Origin of the sequence: Desulfobacter curvatus DSM 3379, from assembly GCF_000373985.1 — a bacterium.
GTDB classification, from domain to species: domain Bacteria; phylum Desulfobacterota; class Desulfobacteria; order Desulfobacterales; family Desulfobacteraceae; genus Desulfobacter; species Desulfobacter curvatus.
The window spans coordinates 1-21,369 of record NZ_KB892902.1; the positions used below are offsets into that span (position 1 = coordinate 1).

Consider the following 21,369-nt stretch of genomic DNA (forward strand, 5'->3'; position numbering starts at 1 on the left):
ATCAGGGCATTGATTTGGTCTTCGAATGTCATCTTTAAAGGTCGATCTCCTCGAGATTGTAGTTCAGGTGCTTGTGAAAGCGACCTTACCAGAGGGCGCTGGAACTTGTCAAAATTCAGGGACTGTATTCGCTTTTTGAGGACTGAAATGTGCGTCATTTTGGCTCCTTGAGTAAAATTTTTCAAGGCGCGCAAAAATTTTTACGCACATTTGTCAACAAAAAAATGACTGTTTTTTCAATAAATTTAGCTGTTTTTTACATGCAAAAAACTAACCGGACACTACTGATCATGGCCAGTACGTTAAAATCTTTTCCTAAATTAAGAAAAAGAATAATTGATAATTTGCCAGATGATATAAACGTCCAAAAGGACAAATTATTGCTCCTTCTGAATTTTGATGAGAAAGATTTTGATGAAGCATATGAAATTTTAACCACTCTGGATTTATCCACATTAGGCTATTTTGAATGTCAGCCAATTTTTCAAATCGTAAAAAAAAAACAAGCGTGGGATTTTCAAATTATAATTATAGAGAAACTTCTTGAAATAGAATCCGATCCAAAACAAATAATAAACCTTAAGCTTGAACTATTTAATGCTTTGTTAAATTTAAAAAAGTATCGAGAGCTAATTGATATAGGGGTGGGTTTGCTTAAGGAGTATTTTATCGAAGGGAAACTGCGGCAAAATAATGAATATGTTCTTAGTAATACAATTTTTGCTTGTTTCGAAAGAGGTAAAGTTGATCATACTGCATTCGAAAAAGCTATAAAAATACTCCAAGAATATCAATTAAACAGCCCCTCATTTAATTTTAAAGTCGGTGTTGAAACTGAAGCTTACCTTTACGTTAATCAAGCCGAAAAAGCCCTTGAATCTTTTATTGATGGGATAAAAATTAAGAAAGTTCTTTCGTCCATAGAGTATGCAAAGTTGTATTTCTTATTATGCATTAAAATTTGTGGCCAAATAGAGTTGAAACTTGAATCGTTGCCAGCGATTACCGCAAATTCATATGTTAAATTAAAAGATAAGGATAACTGGTATTTTATTGGCGAACGTGATGAGCTGGATGCAGTACTCGTCAACAGTGTTAATACTAAATACCAACTTTTTTTAGGTAAGAAAGTTGGAGAACAAATTGCCCTTGAAGATCGATATAGCTTTGGAGATGAAAAACGGGCTAAAGTTATTGAATATATCTTTCCTATAGAAATATATGTCTTGTGGAAAGTAATTGATAATTTTAATAAATTGTCTCGAGATGGTGACCTTGATGGTGTTCAGATGATAAAAATTCCCCAACAAGATGAGACTATTGATCCACAATATTTGCTAAAATTTTTAGGTGATTTACATTCCAACTCAGAGCCCTTTTTCAAGCTGTATTGTCAAGATAATAATATACCACTTGCCATGTTAGCTGCGAGCGAAGGGGGACTTGCAAATGCTATTGGGAAAATTCAGAGAGAACAGAAAGGATTTATTAATTTTAGCAATGGTTCCGCAGAGGATTTTGAAAATCAGAAAAAAGTTGCGGTAAAAATTATTGACGAGGAAGCTTCATTTTATATTGATGCAACTTCCGCTTTGTTTTTGTGCGAAATAGGTTTACTTCCCAAAATAATTGTTCATATACCAGGATTAAAAATCCCTCAATCTGTAATAAATGCGATAGCTGATATTTCGGAGAAATTTAGATATACAGAAAACAAAATGGGGAGTATGGGGTACATTGGGGGTGAAATTTCTATTTCATTGCTCGAAAAAGACAAGAGCGATTTGATTAGATCTAATTTTCTCAATGGTATTAAGATGCTTGAATCAAATCCAGACAATGTTTGCGTGATCTCTGAGGTAAATAGAATAGATTGCTTTCCCGAAATGAAGATCCCGGCTGAATTATGCGACGCTTGCTCATTCGCAATAAGACATGGTACTCCTGTATTAACAGAAGATCCTCTTTATTTAAAAATGGTAGGGCTACAAACAAAAAAAATACTTCCAGAATATTTCAGCTCTTTGGCTTTAGTAAGAGTTCTTGCTGAAAAGAATAAGCTTAGTTATGACGAGTATTTGAAATTCTTTGGCTATTTATCTTCATATCGATGCCGGTTTTTGTCCCTAAATTCCAATGAACTTGAAAAAGCTGTTTTGGGAGATAATCGAGTAAATGTTATCAGCGTTGACAATATTCTTCAATTTAATTTTCCTTTAACCTTATCAGAAGATTACGGAGTGCAGTTTCAGATAGCTTTTCGAGTTGTCTTTGAATTTTTCATTAAAATATTATCAGACAATACCATTATTTTTGACATTAAAGAGAAAATTCTTTTTAGAATAGTCGACTCATTTCCGACAGATTTGAACAAAAAAAATTTTCTACATCTGTTATTGAGCTTTTGTGTCAAAGTCGTTGAACATATGGAAACAAACATTGTTTTATCGGTTAGCGCCCAGAGAATGCGCCGTGAAATTGATAAGCTTTTTCAGGTTGCGGAAATTTATGGTTCTAAAATAGAATTATGGGAACTACAAACTACAGATAATTAACGGCCAAAATTAAGTCTAATTTAACCCGTGTGATCAAAAAAAATCAACGACGTTTGCTTGTTGAACAAACCACAGATGTTCAATGTTAAAATACGAATTATTTGTTACGAACCATATTGGAGTTGACACTTGGTTCAATGGGAGATGAGCTTTGATAACCATCATAACTTTTCCTTTTAAAAAAAAACTCTGGTTCGAATGACGGGCTTTCCAAAGCGGAAGGAAAAATTATTGGGAGGACGATACTGTCAATTATTGTAATTGCTTCACTGAGACTGGAGTCAAGCCATCTTGAAAATTACCGTCTCGTCAAGAGATAAATTATTTATGAAGCCGGATTTTTTTGCTAATTATTTTTGAAAATAGCAAACTAATTTGATTAATTTTTTCATGACTACTGATAATTCAAGCTTCAGATCCCGCTTGTTGATCAAGTAGCGTCTCCAGAAATTGTTGACCATATTGTTGACCAAGAGGCTGTTTGGAAATAACAAAGGCTTTCAACTGAAACGCTGAAAGCCTTGTCAATTCTTTGGTACCGGAGGCGAGACTTGAACTCGCAAGGCCTTGCGGCCGGAGGATTTTGAGTCCTCTGCGTCTACCAATTCCACCACTCCGGCTTAGAGCCCTTTTTCTAATGGAATTGAGCTTGCTTGTCAATCCAAAAATCATTTTCATATATTTAATATGTTTTTCCGATGTCGAAAAAAGGGTGATTGGGATGAGCAGGCACGGTATATGCTGAAGTATACGCCGTTGTGCATTCAGTTTATGTGCACCGTTTGCCGGGATAGGCAAAAAACATTTAACCTAAAGGAGGTAAAATATGCCGGAATTACCTGAAGAAACCAGTAAAGCCTGGGACAGCCGCAAAGGCCCTGTTATATTATCCACTGTGAACAAGGAGGGGGCCCCCAATGCCATTTATGCGACCTGTGTGAGCAAATATGATGAGCAGACCCTAGTTGTGGCCAATAACTATTTTTCCAAAACCATGGAAAATATCAAAACCGGATCCAAGGCCAGTCTTTTATTCATTACTCCGGATAACACATCCTATCAGGTCAAAGGAACCCTTGAGTATCATACCCAGGGACCTGTGTTTGACGATATGAAAAAGTGGAATCCTGAAAAACACCCGGGCCACGGTGCCGCCGCACTAAAGGTCGAAGAGGTGTATAAAGGCGCTGAAAAATTATTATAGTAAGTTAATGGTGTCCGGGCAGCCGGACACCGTCAACAAAACAGAACATCGTTTCAGCGTCTGTGCGCTGAAATCGCATTTGTTCGGCCCTGTTTTTGCCTTTTACGCTATTAATAACAGCCATGTGGTCTATCAGCACCCAGGCTCAACATACAACAAAACATGAAAGTAATTTAACAGCTTATTGATACTTTCATATAAAAAAAATATCGCAAGTCTAAGTTCTTTTTTTAAACAGTGAAAAAATAGTTACGACAGTTTTTTGAAAAAATATGAAATTAATTTCATTAAATCGCCATTTAAAAATTGCATTTTAAAAATAACAACTGTAAATATATATAACAAATCACTTTTGACCTAAAATTTGCGCGGAGAATTCATGAAAAATCTTATAAAGATTGTTCTAATTTTTATGGTTGGGTGTTGTGCAACTGCATTCGCTCAAGAAGGGAAAGTTGCATTTTTTAAAAAAGTTTCCGGCGATGTCTTAATTAAACGGGGCGAAACGATCGTTGCGACGGCTGAAGGGGACCCGATTTTTAAATCAGATGTATTAATTACAAAAGCGGACGGTTCAGCCGGCATTATATTTACGGACGGTACGACTATTGCCGTAGGCCGGAATACGGAATGTAATATTAAAGACTATATATTTGAACCTGAAGCAAATACATATGCCTTTGAACTTTATCTTAAAAAGGGAAAGGCGATATATAATTCAGGCAGAATTGGAAAACTTGCGCCGGATAAATTTTCTTTAGAGACACCAAATGCAATTGTCGGTACTCGGGGAACGCATTTTATTATTCAGGTAGATTAAGAAAGGAACATGAAATGATTCGCTACATTCTTTTTATTGCGGGAACTTTTTTTCTTTTTTCCTGCGGCGCGAAAACGACTGTAATCCTTTTGCCGGAGCAGGATGATAAAGCAGGTGTTGTCTTGGTAGCAAACGAAACGTCCTCCATAACACTGGAAAAACCGTATAGTTGCGCAACGGTCGGCAAAGCAGAATCAAGAATTGATACAAAAACAGTTGAAAAGGCTAAAGTCGAGGATGAATACAAAACGCTTTTTCAGGCGGAACCCTTAAAGCCGGTCTCTATCCTTCTTTATTTTGAATTTGGCTCGGATCGTTTGCAACCTGAGTCTGCTGCATTAATTGATGATGTACTTAAATTAGCCAAAGAACGGGAACCATCTGAGGTAAGCATCATTGGCCACTCTGATTCCAAAGGCAACTCGGATTACAACTATCAGCTGGCCCTGGACCGGGCCAAGGTCGTCGAAAAAATTCTGAAAGATGCAAATATCAATTTGAAAAATATATCTGTTACCTCCCACGGTGAAAATGATCCGCTATTGATTACAGGTGACAATGTATCAGAAGAAAAAAATAGAAGAGTTGAGATAATGGTCAAGTAGACGCATAGACACGGAGTTTTCTTTGAAAGCGGATTTTGAAAACGCTTTTCGGAACAGTACGTCAAGATGGTGGCAATTTACGGGTGTTTTTTTCATAACACTGGTTTTGTGTATAGGTGCATATACCCAAAGCACCGTATTTAAAAAAGCCGATAATTTTTTTTATGATTTTTTGTTTCAAACCACCGCAACGGGAAACGTATCAAGCCGGGTCACCATTATCGATATTGATGAAACCAGCTTATCAGCAGTCGGACAGTGGCCGTGGCCAAGATATCTGCTGGCTAAGCTTGTCAAAGAATTGTCCGGCAATCATCCTGTCGCTATGGGGCTTGATATACTGTTTTCTGAACCGGATCGGAACTCACTGAAAAACATTCAGCTGCAATTTCAAAAAGATTTCGCTCTTGATCTTGGATTTACAGGGGTCCCGCCTGCATTGCAGGATAACGATTTATACCTGGCGCATATTTTCAGGCAGACTGACATTGTGGGCGCCAGGTATTTTTATTTTGATCATTTTAACAAAAAATCGCCCCCTTTGCGTGTCCCTTTCGATGTTGTTGATCAATCAGGGCGTTTAAATGTGAATCAGGCTGAAGGGATTCTGACCAATACGCCTGAAATTGAAAAGGCACTCAAATATACCGGATTCCTAAATAATCAATCAGATATGGATGGTTTGTTAAGATCTACGCCTCTCTTGATCGCATTGAAAGATCAAACGTTTACGAATTTATCTCTTTCGACTTTTTTAAAAGCCCACAATATCAAAAAATTGGAAGTATTGGAAAATTTTTTCGGTCTTTATATAAAGGCAGATAAATACAAGATTCCAATAACACAGGATGGATATATAAACATAAGATTCACCGGTCCGGGCCGGGCCCATAAGTTTATCAGTGCCTATGATGTTCTAAATCAAAAATATTCCCCGGCTGACATTCAGGGTAAAATTCTTTTTATCGGGTCTTCAGCAATGGGATTAAATGATATCCATCATACTGTTTTTGACCCAAGCTACCCGGGGGTAGAGACCCATGCAGCTATATTAAGCAGTATTTTTGAGAATCATCAGGTGATTAAACCCATCTGGTCCAACGTTTTTATTTCCGGGGTCTGTCTGTTCTCCGGCATTCTCATGATGCTTCTGCTTTTTTTTTCATTCTCTCCCATGGTCCTTTTGACAGGAACCTTTGTCTGGTGCAGCATTTTGCTGATATCAAGTTTGCTTTGTTTTATTAAAATGTCCGTGTTTGTTTCTCCTGTACTGCCCTTGATTTTAACGGTTTTTACATTTGGATTCATCTCTTTTGTGCGTTATATAACTGCCAGGAAAGCATCTTTTACCTGGTTTAAAAAGCTGTCCCAAGCCCAGCAAATTACCATAAAAAACATTGTCAGCCTTGTTGAAACGCGAGATCCGGAAACCGGGCAGCATATTGTGCGCACCCAAAATTATGCAAAAGCTCTGGCCGTTCATTTAAAAGAGTCCGGATTATTCCCTGATATTTTGACGAATGATTATATTAAGACGCTTTACCATGCTTCTCCGCTTCATGATATCGGCAAAGTCGGTATCCCGGACAGAATTTTGTTAAAGCCCGGTAAATTGACCGATGAAGAATTTGAAATTATGAAAACCCATTCCCATATTGGAAGAGATACGCTTCAAAGATCCGGAAGGAATGACCGGGATAATTATTTTTTGAAAATGGGAGCCCAGATTGCCGGTTCGCATCATGAAAGGTGGGATGGTAAGGGGTACCCGGATGGTCTTTGTGGCGAAACAATTCCTCTTTGTGGCAGAATCATGGCCATTTGTGATGTTTATGATGCGCTGATTAGTGAAAGATGCTATAAGCCGGCCTTCTCCCATGAAGAGGCAATGAGCATCATCCTTGCGGGGAGAGAAACCATATTTGATCCCCAATTTGTAGATGGATTTTTTGCTGTAGAAAATACGATTAAATTAATCTCAGCCAAGTATAAAGATTTAAAATAACGGCCATGGGTTGACCTGGTCTATCAGCAACCAGGCTCAGCCCACAACCAAACAAGAAAGTAATTTAACAACTAATTGAGGCTTTTTTATAAAAAGTCGATGGCATCTTAAACAATTTCAACCTGAAAGGCAGGCCCTTTGCAAAATCTGAACTGTGTTGATATAATTCCAGCCCATGAATATTGAACCTTGTGAAAATTTTTCTTTTTTAAAGGGTTCTGCCCTGGTGCGGTTTTTTGCTCCGATACTGGCTGTCATTCTGTTGGCAACGGCCCAGGGCCAGGCTGCACAGACCTATTCCTGTTCGGAACTTGTCCGTTTCCAGAATCGTATTATAGATTATCGTTCCCGGATCAACCCGCGATTTAAAAAAAGGGTGCGTCCCAAAACCCGGCTGATCATTGTGCATACTTCCGAGCTGGGACTGAAAAGTACTTTAAGGGTGGTTTCCAAAGGAAAACGATTTAAAAACGGCCGTAGCACACCCGGAGGACATGCCAACTATGTTGTTGCCAGGAACGGAACGGTTTACCGGATTCTAGATAAAAAATACAGGGCCGACCATGCCGGCCTGTCCATGTGGAACGGGGTGTCTGATATCAGCGATATTTCGGTGGGCATTGAATTTGTCGGCTACCACTATGCCCCCCTGACCACCAGTCAGTACACGTCTGCAGGAATGCTGTTGTCTATCCTTAAACGGGTATATGGCCTCCAGGACAAAGACATTCTGACCCACAGTCAGATTGCATACGGCAAACCCAATAGATGGTTTTCTAAAAATCACAGAGGGCGTAAACGCTGTGCGAAAAATTTTGACAGAATGCGGGCTGGGCTCGGGCTAGGCTGGCCGTTTGATCCTGATGTCAGGGCGGGACTCCTAACACCGGATTCCATGCTGGCCCAGGTTTTTTATCCTGATCCCGGTGCTGTTGTTTATACCGGGAAACAGGCACCCCAAGACTTGGCGCCTGATGTCATTTCAAAGCAGAATTCTGCCTGGGCCATCGCCGGTGAAGATTATGATGCTCCCGACACGGTATACGTTCTGCCCGGCGGAAAAACTTTGGCCGGTGACAGGGTCGCTTCCAATTGGGGGTGGAACCGTTTGCCTGCGGGCACAAAGGTGTTGCTCAATCAGGAGACAGAACAAGTCCGGGAGCAGGCTAAGAGCATTATAAAAACCATTTCCGGGCAAATGACGGCCTGGTCCCATGCGGGCGGGGCGTTCCATGCTGCCTCCACTATTTATTTTCTTCCCTCTGGACGAATTTTAAGCGGGCGTGTGATTTCGGACTGGGATGATTTGCCGTCAGGCACCCGGCTGGTGGTGGGGTATAAGGGGCCCTTTAACCTTACAAAATATAAAACGGCCTATGGGATAGCCGGTGCAAAGTTCAAAGATCCCGGAACCATTTACCATATTCCGGGCCGGGGTCCGGTGCCGGGTAACAGGGTTCCGGATTTCAGTAATTTGCCGAAAGGGACAGGCATTTACCTGCCGATTGCCGGCTAATGGCAAAAAATTGAAAACACCTTTTCTTCTATCCCTTTAATCTTGGGGGGTACGTAATGCCATGAAACGATTTTTGATATATGCGAAAAGCCGCGTCCAGTCCTGGATGCATAAGGCCAAAAATGCCCCCACAGTACCGGCAGATGCCATACCCACCGGGCACCCCTGTTGCCCACAGAAAGGACAGACCGAAAACGCTGCATAGAGGCCGGTAAACCCGAACCATGAGGCAAAAATTCGGAACAGACGGCCAAACGGCGACAGGTTTGGTTTTCTGTCGTTATTATCAAGGGGTTGAATTTGAAATCTATTGTTTTTCATGATAGCGGGCCGTTAAATCCTTATTTCATCAATCTGATTTTGGGGTACATATTATGTACTCCATTTGGAATAGATATCATATCCTAAGACCGATTGATATGGGGAAAACTCAAATTTTGCTACGGCAAGCCGTTGAGTCAACACTAAAACGCAAAATATTTCAACTGCCTGGAATCCCGGCATAGGTTATGTTATAACCTGTGCGTTTGTGCTATGTCTGTTTTAATGATGGATTCATGGCAACAAGTTGTATTTTTAAAGAATTTGATGTGGGCCGACCGGTTATGGCCGTGTCGGCCGGTGTTCATACGTATTATTCCAGGAAAGTATTATTTAGCGTGGAAAATCATAATTACAGCTTAGATAAAAATCTTTTGTATTTGAAAACCGAATGCGGAGAATATAAATTTCAGATAAGTGGGGAGACCGGGCAGGCTGATGCCGAACGTATTGCAAAGACCATGACCGGTGAAATGGAAAAAGCGGGCAATGCACTTGGCCGACAAAAAAAGCCCAATCCATACGTCAAGCTGCTGCTGGCCAATCTGAACCTGGCAGACAGGTATGTCAAACTTCAAAACAGATATGATGAACTGCTTAAGGCCCATGAAAATCTCAAAATACGTCCCGTTAAACCTGTCGACAGGCCCCAGTCTCCGGAATCACCACCCTTAGAATCCCATGAAAAAAAGCCGCCCGTCTGTCAAGATGATGATGGCCCCGGCTTGACCCTTGAATTTGAATCCAGCACACTTTCTTTGTCCGCTGCTGAACCAGCTGAACCAAGCGATCTTCCCTTGGAGGAAGGCGACCACGAGAAATCCGATGAAAACACAGCGCAGGTAAAAGCAGCCCCCGGGCCTTTGGTGACACAGGTCCTTGATACTTTGAAAAAAGCCAGAACGGTTGAGCCAAAATCTTCAGAGACACCGGAAAACAGGGTGAAAATTACAGATGCCGTCCGGTCGGATTCAACCGAGCCCGCAGACAAATCCTTATCCCGGGTAAATGTTGAGAACAATGATGATGGAACGAACCACCTGCCGTCCCTGGATTTTCTTGAAAAGGGTGGTCAGGAGACCGTGGTGGACCATGAGGCCATCAGGCGGGATGCTGAACTGCTGGAGCAGAAACTGGGGTATTTCGGCATCAAGGGCGAAGTCATGGAAGTGCTGCCGGGTCCTGTAATCACCACCTTTGAATATAAACCCGCCCCGGGGATCAAGATCAGCAAGATTGTGAACCTGGCCGATGACCTGGCCCTGGCCTTAAGTGCCTTGAGCATCCGCATTGTGGCCCCCATTCCGGGCAAGGATGTCATTGGCATTGAGATCCCTAATCCCGCCATGTGCATTGTGCCGTTCAGGGATGTCGTGGGTGCTTCCGCCTTTGCTGAAATCAAATCCCCTGCGCCCATCTGCCTGGGCAAGGATATCATCGGAAAACCTGTGGTGGTGGGACTTGAAAGGATGCCCCACCTGCTCATTGCCGGCGCCACAGGAACCGGCAAAAGCGTGGCGCTTAACGCCATGATCTGCAGCATTCTGTATAAATCTACCCCTGACCAGGTCAAGTTCATTATGATCGACCCCAAGCGCATTGAACTTTCATTATTCAACGACATTCCGCACCTGATTACGCCTGTGATCACAGACATGAAAAAGGCTAATATTGCCCTTCAATGGGTGGTCAGGGAAATGGAGCAGCGGTACGAGAAACTGGCCCAGCTGAGTGTGCGAAATATTGAGCAGTACAACAAAAAAATCCGCACCACGGACCTGTCGCATATGGACGATGATTTTCAACCTTTCCCCTATATTGTCGTGATTATCGACGAGTTGGCAGATCTGATGATGACCGCCAGCAAGGATATTGAATTTTCTTTGACCCGCATTGCCCAGATGGCCAGGGCTGCCGGCATCCACATGATTCTGGCCACCCAGCGGCCTTCCGTGGATGTGCTCACAGGTATTATCAAGGCCAATTTCCCCACCCGGATTTCCTTTCAGGTCTCTTCCAAGACCGACTCCAGGACCATCATTGATGCCAATGGCGCCGAAACCCTCCTGGGCCGGGGAGATATGCTGTTTGTCCCCCCGGGCACAGCCCGGCTCAAGCGCGTCCACGGCACCTATCTGTCCGAGCGGGAATTAGGCGCCATCACAGAATTTGTCAAGGCCCAGGGAAAGCCCGAATACATTTCGGATGTGACCACAGAGAAAGAAGAATCCCTGCAAGCAGTAGCGTTTGACGATGATGAGTATGATGAAAAGTACCAGCAGGCCCTGGATTTTGTTATGTCCACACGCCAGGCCTCCATATCCGGGGTGCAACGGGCATTAAGGATCGGTTACAACCGGGCAGCCAGGATCATTGATCTTATGGAAAAGCAGGGGATTGTTGCCCCTTCCGACGGTGTCAGGCCCCGCCAGGTGATAGGAAGTATCGACTGATAAAGATGACACTACATCGGCTCCCGGCGTTGCTTCCCCTTGTTGTTGTCCGGTCCTTTTTTTTAATACTGCTGTTTTTATCACTCATATACGGTTCATCGGTACAGGCGGCAAATAAAAAAGAATCAAGAAATAGATTACCTTTTTTTCAAGGAGAACAGCTTGTATATCAAATTCGCTGGGAAGAGGTTGAAGCCGGCATTGCGACCTTTGATGTCCTTCCCGTGACAAAGGTCGATAAATTACCTTGCTGGCATTTTTCATTGAAGGTACAAACCTCTCCATTGGTAGATGTCTTCTATCAAATGCGTGATAAATTTGATTCTTATACGGACCTTGCCCTTGACCGTTCAATGCGTTACGCAAGAAAAGAGACAGGGAGTGAACAACGGGATATCCAGGTGCAGTTTAACTGGGAAAAACGTACCGCCGGATATTCAAATTTTAATGCCGCCAAAAAGCCGATACCGATTCCCCCAGGCACATTTGATCCGCTTGCAGCATTTTATAAACTGCGTTGTATGGACTTAGACAATAAAAAAGAGATCAGATTTCCCATCACTGACGGGAAAAAATGTTTCATGGGCCGGGCAAAGGTTTTGGGGCAAGAGACCATAACATGTTTTAACACCACTTATGATACCTATGTGATTGAGCCTGAGCTTGTCTATTTTGGCGGGGTGTTTGAAAAAAGCGACAAGCCCACGTTGCGTTTATGGATTACCACGGATGACAGGCGTCTTCCGGTTCGTATCCAGTCAAAAGTGATTGTCGGTTCAATAGTGGGCGAGCTTGTTTCTATACGCAAATAGCAGATGGCGATGTGATAACACGCCATACGTTAAGAACCTGGATTTTTTCAGGAGTAGATAATTCAATGCAGCAAAATCGAGAACAGACATCAAATGATAAAGATTTTCAGACTGCCCGGTACTGGGCGGTTGTTGGGTTTGTGGGAAACCTGGGATTAGCGGTTATGAAGGGCTGGGCAGGCATTGTGTCAAACTCCAGTGCCATGATTGCCGATGCCGTGCATTCCGCCTCGGACATTTTTGCATCCGTGTTTGTTTATATCAGCCTGAAAATCGCCCAGAAACCCGCGGACAAAGAACATCCTTACGGACACGGCAGGGCGGAGGTGATCTCCACCCTGGTGGTGGTGGGCATGCTGGTCGCCGCCGGTGTCGAAATTATTAGAACCGCCATCACAACAATCCGGCATGGATCTCTTCATGCCCCGGGAACTTGGGCCTTATATGCGGCGATTTTGTCAGTTCTCGTCAACGAACTGATGTACCAGTTCACATACAGGGCCGGGGTGAAAACCAACAGCCCCTCAACCATTGCCAATGCCATGGATAACAGGTCCGACGCCTTTTCTTCCATTGCCGCGCTGATCGGTATTCTTGGTGCCAGGTTAAAATATCCTGTTCTTGATCCTGTGGCCGGTATTGTGGTGGCCCTGTTTATATTCAAGATGAGTTATGACATTGCCATGGACGCGGTGGGACAAATCATGGATGAATCCGTGGGTGAGACAAAAATCCAAGAAGTGACGGCGCTTGCGCTCGCCGTCAACGGGGTGAAAAACGTGCATGGCATACGGATACGCCGAAGCGGCGCTGCCTTTCTTGTGGATCTGGACATTGTGGTGGACCCAAAGATTACTGTGGCAATGGCCCATGACATCGGGGAGTCGGTCCGGGAGATGATCCGGGTGCAGATGGATAAAGTCAGTGATGTCCGGGTGCATATTGACCCTTCAGATTTGCATTGACACAATTTACCCCGGCGTTGCCCACACTTTACCCCGGCGATCCGTTGACCAGCCGGAGTACGGTGATCTCCGGTGGCGCACCCACCCGTAGGGGCGGGCCCCAGTAGCCGGTTCCCCGGCTCACATATACCTGGGTGGCATTGTGCCGGTGGAGTCCGTGTACATAGGGCTGGTCTATGGACACCAGAAAGTTCCAGGGCACATACTGGCCGCCATGGGTATGGCCGCAGATCATCAGATCCACACCCAACGGATCTGTTTTAAAGATGCTTTTGGGCTGGTGGGCAAGCATGATTCTCGGCATGGATAAAGGTGCGCCTTTAAGGGCCTTTCCAGGATCAGACGCATGGCTGGGCAATATCCTGCCCGCCCGGTAATCGGTTATTCCGGCCAGCACAATTTTGGCGCTGTTCTTTTCAATGATACGGTGTTCATTGATCAGGGGTGTAAAGCCCAAACGTTCAATTCTGTTCAGCCATGAAAGGACGCCCGAATAATAGTCATGGTTCCCTGTTACAAAGTATTTTCCAAATGGGGCATTCAAAACTGACAGAGGGCTTGCATCTTTGCCCATATCTTTTTCACGACCGTCGGCCAGGTCTCCGGTAAAGACAATCATATCGACCGGTTCCCGGACCGCTTGGTCCACGACTTTTTGGACATATTCTTGTTTCAGGGTCATGCTGATGTGCAGATCTGAGATCTGAAGAATGGTAAAACCCCTGAACGGATCCGGCAGGCCTTTGACGGGCACATCTAACTTTACCACGTCCGGTTCCCTGGTTACCCGGTTGATGCCGCATCCGGTTAAAACAAGCGCCGTACCCATCAGCGCCGCATTTGCGGAATTGGTCAAAAAATTTCTCCGGGACGGGTTTATTTCCCTTGACCTCCTGGGAGCTTTGTTTTGGTTTCTTTTTGGGAACAATAGCTTGCGGACAAGATAATAGACCCCGATGCAGGTGTCTTTGAACACAATGCCCGGGAATATAATGGTCATAAAACCAAAGCAGGTAAATGCAAACCAGGAAAGAGATGGGTTGAGCCAATGGTTGGGTTGCCCGTGCCGGGTTATCATCGCTAAGATAAACGCAGCAAAGCAGAAAATCAGCATTACCCACATCCCGGTCTTCCATTTGGTATTTATGGGTAGGGGCTTGATGATTCGAAATCCGAAAAAAACGTAAATAGAACCTATGACCAAGACTGCTGTAATTAAAAACAAAACCATATTTCCTGTGAATTTTTACAAATTTGAAGCAACAACCCTGTCCCGGCCTTGTTCTTTTGCCAGGTACAGTGCCTGATCAGCCTTTTGGAGCAATTGGGTGCATGCCGTTCCCGATTCATACTGCATGGACTTGCATCCTAAGCTGACGGTGATGTGATCAGTTACTTTAGAAAAGATATGAGGGATCTTCAGGTCTTTGATTTTTAATCGAATTTTTTCCGCCATTTCCAATGCCCCTTCCAGATCGCATTCCGGGAGGAGAACAACGAACTCTTCTCCACCGTAACGTCCAACGAAATCACCAGGGCGGCGCATCAAGGACTCAATGGCACCGGCAACCAATCGCAGGCACTCATCTCCCGCACCATGGCCGTAATTGTCATTGTACGCCTTGAATTCATCAATATCGATCATGATCAGGCTCAGATGGGTATTAGTACGCTGGGCTCTGCGCCATTCCTGTTCTATGGTCTGATCAAAGCTCCGTCGATTTGCTATGCCTGTCAGGCCGTCTATCATTGCCAGGGATTCTAATTTGTCCGTACGTCGTTTCAACTGCAGATGCGCACGTACCCGGGCTTTGACAACAGGTATGCTGAAGGGTTTTGAAATATAATCCACAGCGCCCAGATTAAGTCCGAAGGCCTCATCTTCACTGCTCCCCCGGGTTGTAACAAAGATGATGGGGATTTGCATGGTCCCGGGATTCCGCTTTAAGCGGCGGCAGACTTCATAGCCGTCAACTTCAGGCATTCTGACATCAAGGAGTATGATGTCGGGCGGATCGTCGGATTCGGCAATCGCCAATGCTTTAAGACCGCCATTTGCCACCCGGACCCGATAGGTGCTTTTCAAAGCACTGACCAGCATTCGGATATTAACCGGTGAATCATCCACAATGAGGATTGATCCGGCTTTCATCAATTGGTTCATACACCTTTTTCCTTGGAGGATTGATTATCCATCCATGCATAGATTATTCTGACGGCTTCACTTGCCCCTTGATAATCAAAGTCCTTCAGGCTGTTCTTAAGCCTGGTCAGCGCATTTGGGTCAACGCCTCCACCAAGGGCACGCTCCAGGCCGAGAATAAGATCCTCCTCTACAACATCGCTGCTGGTGATAAGCGCTTTGATTTTATCAATATACTGATAGGCGGCATCCAAGTCAATATTCCCGGTTTCATCTATGGGCTCAGTTTCCCCAAAGGGATTGACAGCGTCTATAAACATCTGAAGCGCCTTTTTAAGTTCATTGACCAGGGTTGCCGGAGTTTCGCCTTGTTGGGCTGCCTGTTCCAGAGTCGCTGCTGCATCTTTTACCTTAAACGCACGCAAATTGCCCGCTGCTCCTGCAAGCTTATGGGCCAGACCTGAGACGTCGGCCAGTATGTTATCCCCGGCACGATTCCGGAGTGCGCCAAGCGCGTTTTCAGCGTCTTCCCTAAAGGCCAGTAAGTATGCTTTGTATGAGCTAAAATCCAGGTCCAGGGCTTTGAGTGCCTCCTGAACGGCAATTCCAGGAAGTTCCGGGATATCATTTTCCGTCATTGATGTCTTTATCTGAGCAGCAGGCGAGGGGGCCGTAAAAGCGGGCAGCCACCGTTTCAACACATCGCGCAACGCTTCTTGATCAATGGGTTTGGATACGTAATCGTTCATTCCGCTTGACAGGCATTTTTCCCTGTCGCCCTGCATGGCATGGGCAGTCATGGCGATGATAGGAACATTATTGTTAAGAACGCCTGTTTCAGGATCACGAATACGGCCGGTTGCCTGGTATCCGTCCATGCCTGGCATCTGAATGTCCATGAATACAAGGTGATATGGGGTGCTCGTAAGGGCCTTGATCGCTTCAATACCGTTAGTTACCGCATCTGCATGCAGGCCCAGCTTCGTTAATGAACCCACGGCCACTTGCCGGTTAATACTGTTATCTTCGACAACTAGTACACGTACGTTCGGGTTAAAAAGATGCCGCTTTTCACGGGCTGAGTGGCGAGTTACCAAACCTTGGGGTTTGGTGGCTGGCCCTCCGGATATCACCTTGATTAAAATAGGAAGAAGATCCCTGTGGCGGATGGGTTTGTTGGCATAGGCATCGAAGCCGGCCTCTTCTAATCGCCTGGCGTCGCCGCGTCTGCCCATGGACGTGAGCATAATTATGTGTATTGGCCCAAGCTTTGGATCGTTTTTGATCGCTCGCCCAAGTGTCTCCCCATCCATTTCAGGCATCTGCATGTCGATAATAGCAAGCTTGTAGGGATCTTTCGCATTAGAAGCGTTTTTCAGTTCGATCAGAGCCTGGGGGCCATTGGGCGATTGCTCAGGGCGCATGCCCCAGGCCGTAAGTTGGGTGGAGATAATTTCACGATTGGTTGCATTATCATCAACAACCAGAATGCGGATACCGTGCAGGTCCACCGGTACAAGCTGTTGCTTGGACTCGGCGACGCTACGTTTCTCAAACCTTACACTGAACCAGAACTCGGAACCGTGCCCCTCGCGGCTGGAAACGCCGATTTCACCCCCCATGAGTTCAACCAGTTGTTTGGAGATCGCCAGGCCCAGTCCTGTTCCAGCGTATCTGCGTGTGGTGGATGCATCGACCTGGCTGAATTTATCAAAAAGCAGCGCAAGTTTCTCCTCGGGGATGCCGATGCCGGTGTCGCTGACAACAAAACGGATCAAGCACTCCTTTTCGTTGTCTTTGATCACGGATACATTGATCAGGATCTCGCCTGTTTCAGTAAATTTGACGGCATTGCCGGTCAAATTGTTAAGTATCTGGCGTAACCGTCCCGGGTCCCCTCTCAGGGCGGTTGGCGTCCCTTGGGCTATGGCGCAAAGTAATTCCAGATTTTTTTCATGGGCCCTAACGGCCATGCCGTCCAAAAAATCATCCAATAGGGTGAAAAGATCAAAGTCAATGGTCTCCATCTTCAATTTGCCTGCTTCAATTTTGGAAAAGTCAAGAATGTCGTTGATCAATCCGAGAAGCAGTTTCCCACTGGAGCGAATTGCATTGGCGTAATGCAGTTGTTCCGTTGAAAGCGGCGTCTGTATAAGCAAATCGGTCATGCCGATGACGCCGTTCATGGGAGTGCGGATTTCATGGCTCATGTTGGCCAGGAATTCGGATTTTAATTTGCTTGCCTGTTCCGCTTCGGCCTTGGCTGCATGTAGTTCCCGTTCCCTGGCCTTGGCTTCGCTGATATCCTCAAAGACCCAGATGCTTCCGGATTCCGGGGCATTGACATCAATGGCCGTACCGGAAATTTTTACCCATACAGGCGATCCGTCTTTGCGGGTGAGCTGATTTTCCGTCGTGTAGACTCCGCCGTCAAAGATAATCGGATCGAGTTTCCGGATGATTTCTTCGTATTGTTTCTGGGAGTAATAAAACATGCGTGTGCTTTTATTAACCAACTCCTCCAATTCATAGCCGAATATTTCGGCCATCTTTTTATTGCACTTCACTTGAATACGGTCTTTAACCTGGATGATGCCGACGTTAGCGTTTTCCAGGATGGCGCTTTGCTCCAGCATCGACTGTTTAAGTTGATTTTCGGCCCGCTTACGTGCCGTGATGTCGCGGCTGGAAGCATACAGCAACGGCTGTCCGTCTAGAATAATCCCCCTTGCGTTGATCTCAACGTCCAGCATTTCTCCGTTCTTGCGGCGGTGCCGGGTCTCAATGGTTGTCGGGTTATTCATACTCGTTTGGATCCAAGAGGGGAGCTGCTCAAGGGGAGCGTACATATCCCAGTCGCTTATGTTCAGTTGAGCCGTCTCTTCGGCAGTGTAGCCGAGCATGTGTGAGAAGGATTTACTGAATTCGACGATGTATCCCTGTTCGTCCAGGACGTGCATGCCGTCACTGGTATAGGCGAGAATCGTCTGCAACCGTTCGGAAATGTGCCTGATTAACGTCACATCAAAGAGAATGCCCAGGCGCATTTTTCCTGCCGTCCCGCCCAATGTCGCCAAGGATGCGGAAACCGTACGGAACGATCCATCTTTGCAGCAGATACGAACCTCCATCGGGGGTAGGGGTGACTGGTCCTGTTCAGCCTTTTCAAGCTGCTTTAACGCGTTGCTCTTAACTTCTTCCCTGTAGGCTGGGTCTGGATATACCGTAGGCCACCAGTCGTCTAAACGGGGAATGTCATCCAGGGTATAGCCGAAGGTGTCAGTGAAGGCGGGATTCATGTAGATGAACTTGCCCGAATCGTCTTCCAGAATAAAAGGCACGGGCGAAGCATCAATAATGGTGTGAAATCGCAGCTCGCTTTCCTTAAATTCTTTTTCATGCCGTTTACGTTCCGTGATATCGGTTTGCGTTCCTGCCAACCTGAAGATTATACCGGCATCGTCTTTCACGCCGGTTCCCCTGGATAGGATCCAACGCAACGAGCCGTCTCTATGACGCATACGAAATTCATGTTCTTCATGCTCCGTTTCACCGTCAATGAGCTTTTTTAACATAGCCTTAGCCGGTTCCAGGTCTTTCGGATACACGTTTTCTATCCAGGATTCCCGGACATCCGGAAATTCCGCATCCGTGTATCCCAGGATCTCCTTGTAACGCGGGGAGTAGTACACGGCGCCGGTTTTCAGATCCCAATCCCAATAGCCGTCGTTTGCACCAGCCAAGGCCAGTTCCAGTCGCTCCTGGTTCTTTCTAAAAGATTGTTCAATGAAAAAGCTTTGTTCCTGTTTTTTTAACATAAGGCCGATCAGGAACACCCCCAAGTAAGTTGCTGTGCCGAACGGCAATGCTACGGCCTTTAATAATTCCCAACCGGTTTGAAGGTCTTTAACAAAAAGGAACCCCGTGAATAGCGCCAAAGTTGCAAATAAGGAACTTCCGGCAGTTTTTCTTATGGATTCGAAATTTTTTTTAGATCTGTATAGAATTGTGCCCACTATTGCAGACAGCGTGGCATTGACAACGCCTCCTAAAACTCCGGTTCCGCCAAGATACAGTCGAAACGCTCCGGTTATAACGGCACTGATGATTGCTGATACCGGTCCCCCAAAAGCGCCGCTCAGGATAATGATGGTATTTCTCTGATCAACGACTACGCCTTCTAATATAGGAACCCGGGAATACATGCAGCCGATGGCGAACAAACCGAACGAGACGCCTGTCAATAATTGACGGTGTATCCAGAATAGTTTGTAACATTTCCGCACCAGATAGTTGTAAAAGGTAACCAAGGCTATGAAGATCGCCAGGTTGTTGAATAACGTCAAGAATAATTCGATGCCGCGGGTCATATAGAGTCCCTGATAAAAAACTATATTTGAGATACTACATATGTACCCCAAATAGGGAAAAATGAACAGGATTACCACTAAATACAAAAACAGCATCCTTGGCAAACGCCCCGCTTTATGGAATTCCAGGCAAGTTACTTCATCACGACGAAGCAAGCTTCACTGATTGATCTTCAAATTTCGGTATTTCGAAGCGAGCTTCGCTGATGAACATGCAACCCGCCAATAATTGGAAACTACGCAGACGAAAAAGAGATCTAATTCTGGAATATTTCGATTCGTTCCTAATATTTCACCGTTCTCCTCTTCCAGAAAAAGTCCGGAAGCTTTACATTGTTCGATGACTTCAGTCAGGCAGGGATGAAACTATACGGACAAAACCGTCCCTTTGCTGTGGGATTCCGACCCGAAAGCCGGTACCTTAAATGCAACTTGTTGGTTTATAGTTCGACCGAATAATTTTAATGATTCGCATAAGGTTAGTCTGGTGAGAACGGATTAAGCCCCAATCTAACCTTATGCGTTAAGCTTTCGCCTAAAAAATCAATAATGGCATTCTTTGTTGCCACTAACGATAAGTTCAGACTGCTTCACATGATTATGTGGAATAAACTCTACACCGGTAGGAACTTTAACACTCCCGGTACACATCTTAAGGAGGTTATCCCACGTAGGACAGGGATACTGAAAGGTTTGAGTAGAATAGGTTATTCGTGACGTCGGCGGATAGACCGCCAGGTAGAAAGGTATGGTTGCCTCATATGCATTCTTTGCAGCGTCCTCAGCTGTTTGTCCCGCAAGCCAATTGTGAATAAAAAAAGTAGTCATGGGCTCAGGCATGTAATCGTTTTGCCTTGAGCTGACAGAAACTTCTGCGCCAATAGCAATCCAATCTTCATTAAGGGTTGATCCATAACAATTGCACATATAAACCATTCGAAGATTGATTTTTTTGTATTCTCTTTGCCTAGCAGGTATCACAAGAGGTGATCCTATAACAAGTTTCCCTATACGTTTTTCCTTCAAAGTAATTTCTTCTGAACTCTTAGTGTTCAATATCTCCATCGCATCAGAAAGAAGTGTACGAATGTTACCCGAATCTCCGCCGGTTAGAATTTCGGAACCATGTAGACACAGCGTATCCACATTCCCGTGCCCAAGGACGATTAAATCAATCGTACGACCTTTTATCGTTTCAGTAACTAACGCATTTAAGAGTTTCGTGCGAGTGCAGTTTGTATCAGTAAGCAGATGTACTACATCGTATTTCCCCATTGACTGAAGTGACGTCTTAATGTCTTCGAATGTTTCGGCAATTTGATCAATAATTGCAGTGATTGCAGAAGCTAAGGACGGATCAATGTCCTCTGGTAAATCAATCTTCCCCGAGTTCTCTTGTAGGACTATCAGTGCTTTGTTTGTCGCCATTGACATTCTCCTATTAATATTTGGTTATTTTGAAATGTGCAGGCACAAGAATTACATGCCTAAGCTTAAGTCAGAATAATCATAATGATCTTACAAATCGCTTACAGATAGTTTGTTTTTATGGGATGGATTTGGAGAGTTCCGTACCTTGGCGATTTCAGGCGATTCTCAG

At 44.8% G+C, this 21,369-nt stretch carries 14 protein-coding genes and 1 tRNA gene; 9 read left to right on the forward strand and 6 right to left on the reverse strand.

Features of this window, described 5'->3' with window-relative positions:
* Positions 1-149: 149 nt before the first annotated feature.
* Positions 150-2,555 carry a hypothetical protein gene (locus B147_RS0101415; protein WP_157237724.1) on the forward strand — a complete coding sequence of 802 codons (2,406 nt, stop codon included), beginning with the start codon at positions 150-152 and terminating at the stop codon, positions 2,553-2,555.
* Between the two features lie 533 nt (positions 2,556-3,088).
* On the opposite strand, the gene B147_RS0101425 is transcribed toward B147_RS0101415, so the two are convergent.
* A tRNA-Leu gene (locus tag B147_RS0101425) sits at positions 3,089-3,175 on the reverse strand.
* Between the two features lie 206 nt (positions 3,176-3,381).
* Between B147_RS0101425 and B147_RS0101430 the strand changes: the two genes are divergently transcribed.
* The 5 genes from B147_RS0101430 (at position 3,382) to B147_RS0101455 (ending at position 8,705) form a co-directional block, all read left to right on the forward strand.
* Entirely contained in the window at positions 3,382-3,759 is a 378-nt protein-coding gene (locus tag B147_RS0101430; RefSeq protein WP_020585477.1) for a pyridoxamine 5'-phosphate oxidase family protein, read from the forward strand.
* Positions 3,760-4,138: 379 nt separating this feature from the next.
* Entirely contained in the window at positions 4,139-4,579 is a 441-nt protein-coding gene (locus tag B147_RS0101440) for a FecR family protein (RefSeq protein WP_020585479.1), read from the forward strand.
* A 14-nt stretch (positions 4,580-4,593) separates the two neighbouring features.
* Positions 4,594-5,184: an OmpA family protein gene (locus B147_RS0101445; protein WP_020585480.1), complete on the forward strand. Its 591-nt coding sequence runs from the start codon at positions 4,594-4,596 to the stop codon at positions 5,182-5,184.
* Between the two features lie 22 nt (positions 5,185-5,206).
* Positions 5,207-7,189, forward strand: a complete 1,983-nt coding sequence (locus tag B147_RS0101450) for a CHASE2 domain-containing protein (protein WP_020585481.1) — start codon at positions 5,207-5,209, stop codon at positions 7,187-7,189.
* 175 nt (positions 7,190-7,364) lie between these two features.
* A complete protein-coding gene (locus B147_RS0101455; protein WP_020585482.1) occupies positions 7,365-8,705 on the forward strand; it encodes an N-acetylmuramoyl-L-alanine amidase in 1,341 nt (446 codons plus the stop codon).
* Positions 8,706-8,741: 36 nt separating this feature from the next.
* On the opposite strand, the gene B147_RS0101460 is transcribed toward B147_RS0101455, so the two are convergent.
* Complete coding sequence (locus B147_RS0101460; RefSeq protein ID WP_020585483.1) at positions 8,742-9,026, reverse strand: hypothetical protein; 285 nt, start codon at positions 9,024-9,026, stop codon at positions 8,742-8,744.
* A 236-nt stretch (positions 9,027-9,262) separates the two neighbouring features.
* On the opposite strand from B147_RS0101460, the gene B147_RS0101465 reads away from it, so the two are divergent.
* From B147_RS0101465 to B147_RS0101475, 3 genes are all read left to right on the forward strand, one after another.
* On the forward strand, positions 9,263-11,479 hold the full coding sequence (locus tag B147_RS0101465) for a DNA translocase FtsK (RefSeq protein WP_020585484.1): 2,217 nt from the start codon (positions 9,263-9,265) through the stop codon (positions 11,477-11,479).
* A gap of 5 nt (positions 11,480-11,484) precedes the next feature.
* Positions 11,485-12,291, forward strand: coding sequence for a DUF3108 domain-containing protein (locus B147_RS0101470; protein WP_020585485.1), 807 nt, complete (start codon positions 11,485-11,487; stop codon positions 12,289-12,291).
* A 65-nt stretch (positions 12,292-12,356) separates the two neighbouring features.
* Positions 12,357-13,256 carry a cation diffusion facilitator family transporter gene (locus tag B147_RS0101475; RefSeq protein ID WP_020585486.1) on the forward strand — a complete coding sequence of 300 codons (900 nt, stop codon included), beginning with the start codon at positions 12,357-12,359 and terminating at the stop codon, positions 13,254-13,256.
* A gap of 28 nt (positions 13,257-13,284) precedes the next feature.
* Here B147_RS0101475 and B147_RS27090 read toward each other — a convergent pair whose 3' ends face one another.
* From B147_RS27090 to B147_RS0101495, 4 genes are all read right to left on the reverse strand, one after another.
* On the reverse strand, positions 13,285-14,370 hold the full coding sequence (locus B147_RS27090; protein ID WP_157237725.1) for a metallophosphoesterase: 1,086 nt from the start codon (positions 14,368-14,370) through the stop codon (positions 13,285-13,287).
* 132 nt (positions 14,371-14,502) lie between these two features.
* Positions 14,503-15,420: a diguanylate cyclase gene (locus B147_RS0101485; RefSeq protein WP_020585488.1), complete on the reverse strand. Its 918-nt coding sequence runs from the start codon at positions 15,418-15,420 to the stop codon at positions 14,503-14,505.
* Positions 15,417-19,769, reverse strand: a complete 4,353-nt coding sequence (locus B147_RS29895) for a PAS domain S-box protein (RefSeq protein ID WP_020585489.1) — start codon at positions 19,767-19,769, stop codon at positions 15,417-15,419. Before B147_RS29895 ends, B147_RS0101485 begins: the two co-directional genes overlap by 4 nt.
* A 543-nt stretch (positions 19,770-20,312) precedes the next feature.
* The gene (locus B147_RS0101495) at positions 20,313-21,197 is read right to left on the reverse strand and encodes a hypothetical protein (RefSeq protein ID WP_020585490.1); all 885 of its coding nucleotides are present in this window, start codon (positions 21,195-21,197) and stop codon (positions 20,313-20,315) included.
* Positions 21,198-21,369 lie beyond the last annotated feature (172 nt).

Excerpts from the sequence above, each read along its gene's own strand:
- B147_RS27090 (WP_157237725.1), bottom strand. The coding sequence starts at position 14,370 with ATGCTGATTTTCTGCTTTGCTGCGTTTATCTTAGCGATGATAACCCGG.
- B147_RS0101440 (WP_020585479.1), top strand. The coding sequence starts at position 4,139 with ATGAAAAATCTTATAAAGATTGTTCTAATTTTTATGGTTGGGTGTTGT.
- B147_RS0101485 (WP_020585488.1), bottom strand. The coding sequence starts at position 15,420 with ATGAACCAATTGATGAAAGCCGGATCAATCCTCATTGTGGATGATTCA.
- B147_RS0101445 (WP_020585480.1), top strand. The coding sequence starts at position 4,594 with ATGATTCGCTACATTCTTTTTATTGCGGGAACTTTTTTTCTTTTTTCC.
- B147_RS0101465 (WP_020585484.1), top strand. The coding sequence starts at position 9,263 with ATGGCAACAAGTTGTATTTTTAAAGAATTTGATGTGGGCCGACCGGTT.
- B147_RS0101460 (WP_020585483.1), bottom strand. The coding sequence starts at position 9,026 with ATGAAAAACAATAGATTTCAAATTCAACCCCTTGATAATAACGACAGA.
- B147_RS0101475 (WP_020585486.1), top strand. The coding sequence starts at position 12,357 with ATGCAGCAAAATCGAGAACAGACATCAAATGATAAAGATTTTCAGACT.
- B147_RS0101455 (WP_020585482.1), top strand. The coding sequence starts at position 7,365 with ATGAATATTGAACCTTGTGAAAATTTTTCTTTTTTAAAGGGTTCTGCC.
- B147_RS0101430 (WP_020585477.1), top strand. The coding sequence starts at position 3,382 with ATGCCGGAATTACCTGAAGAAACCAGTAAAGCCTGGGACAGCCGCAAA.
- B147_RS0101470 (WP_020585485.1), top strand. The coding sequence starts at position 11,485 with ATGACACTACATCGGCTCCCGGCGTTGCTTCCCCTTGTTGTTGTCCGG.
- B147_RS29895 (WP_020585489.1), bottom strand. The coding sequence starts at position 19,769 with ATGACCCGCGGCATCGAATTATTCTTGACGTTATTCAACAACCTGGCG.
- B147_RS0101495 (WP_020585490.1), bottom strand. The coding sequence starts at position 21,197 with ATGGCGACAAACAAAGCACTGATAGTCCTACAAGAGAACTCGGGGAAG.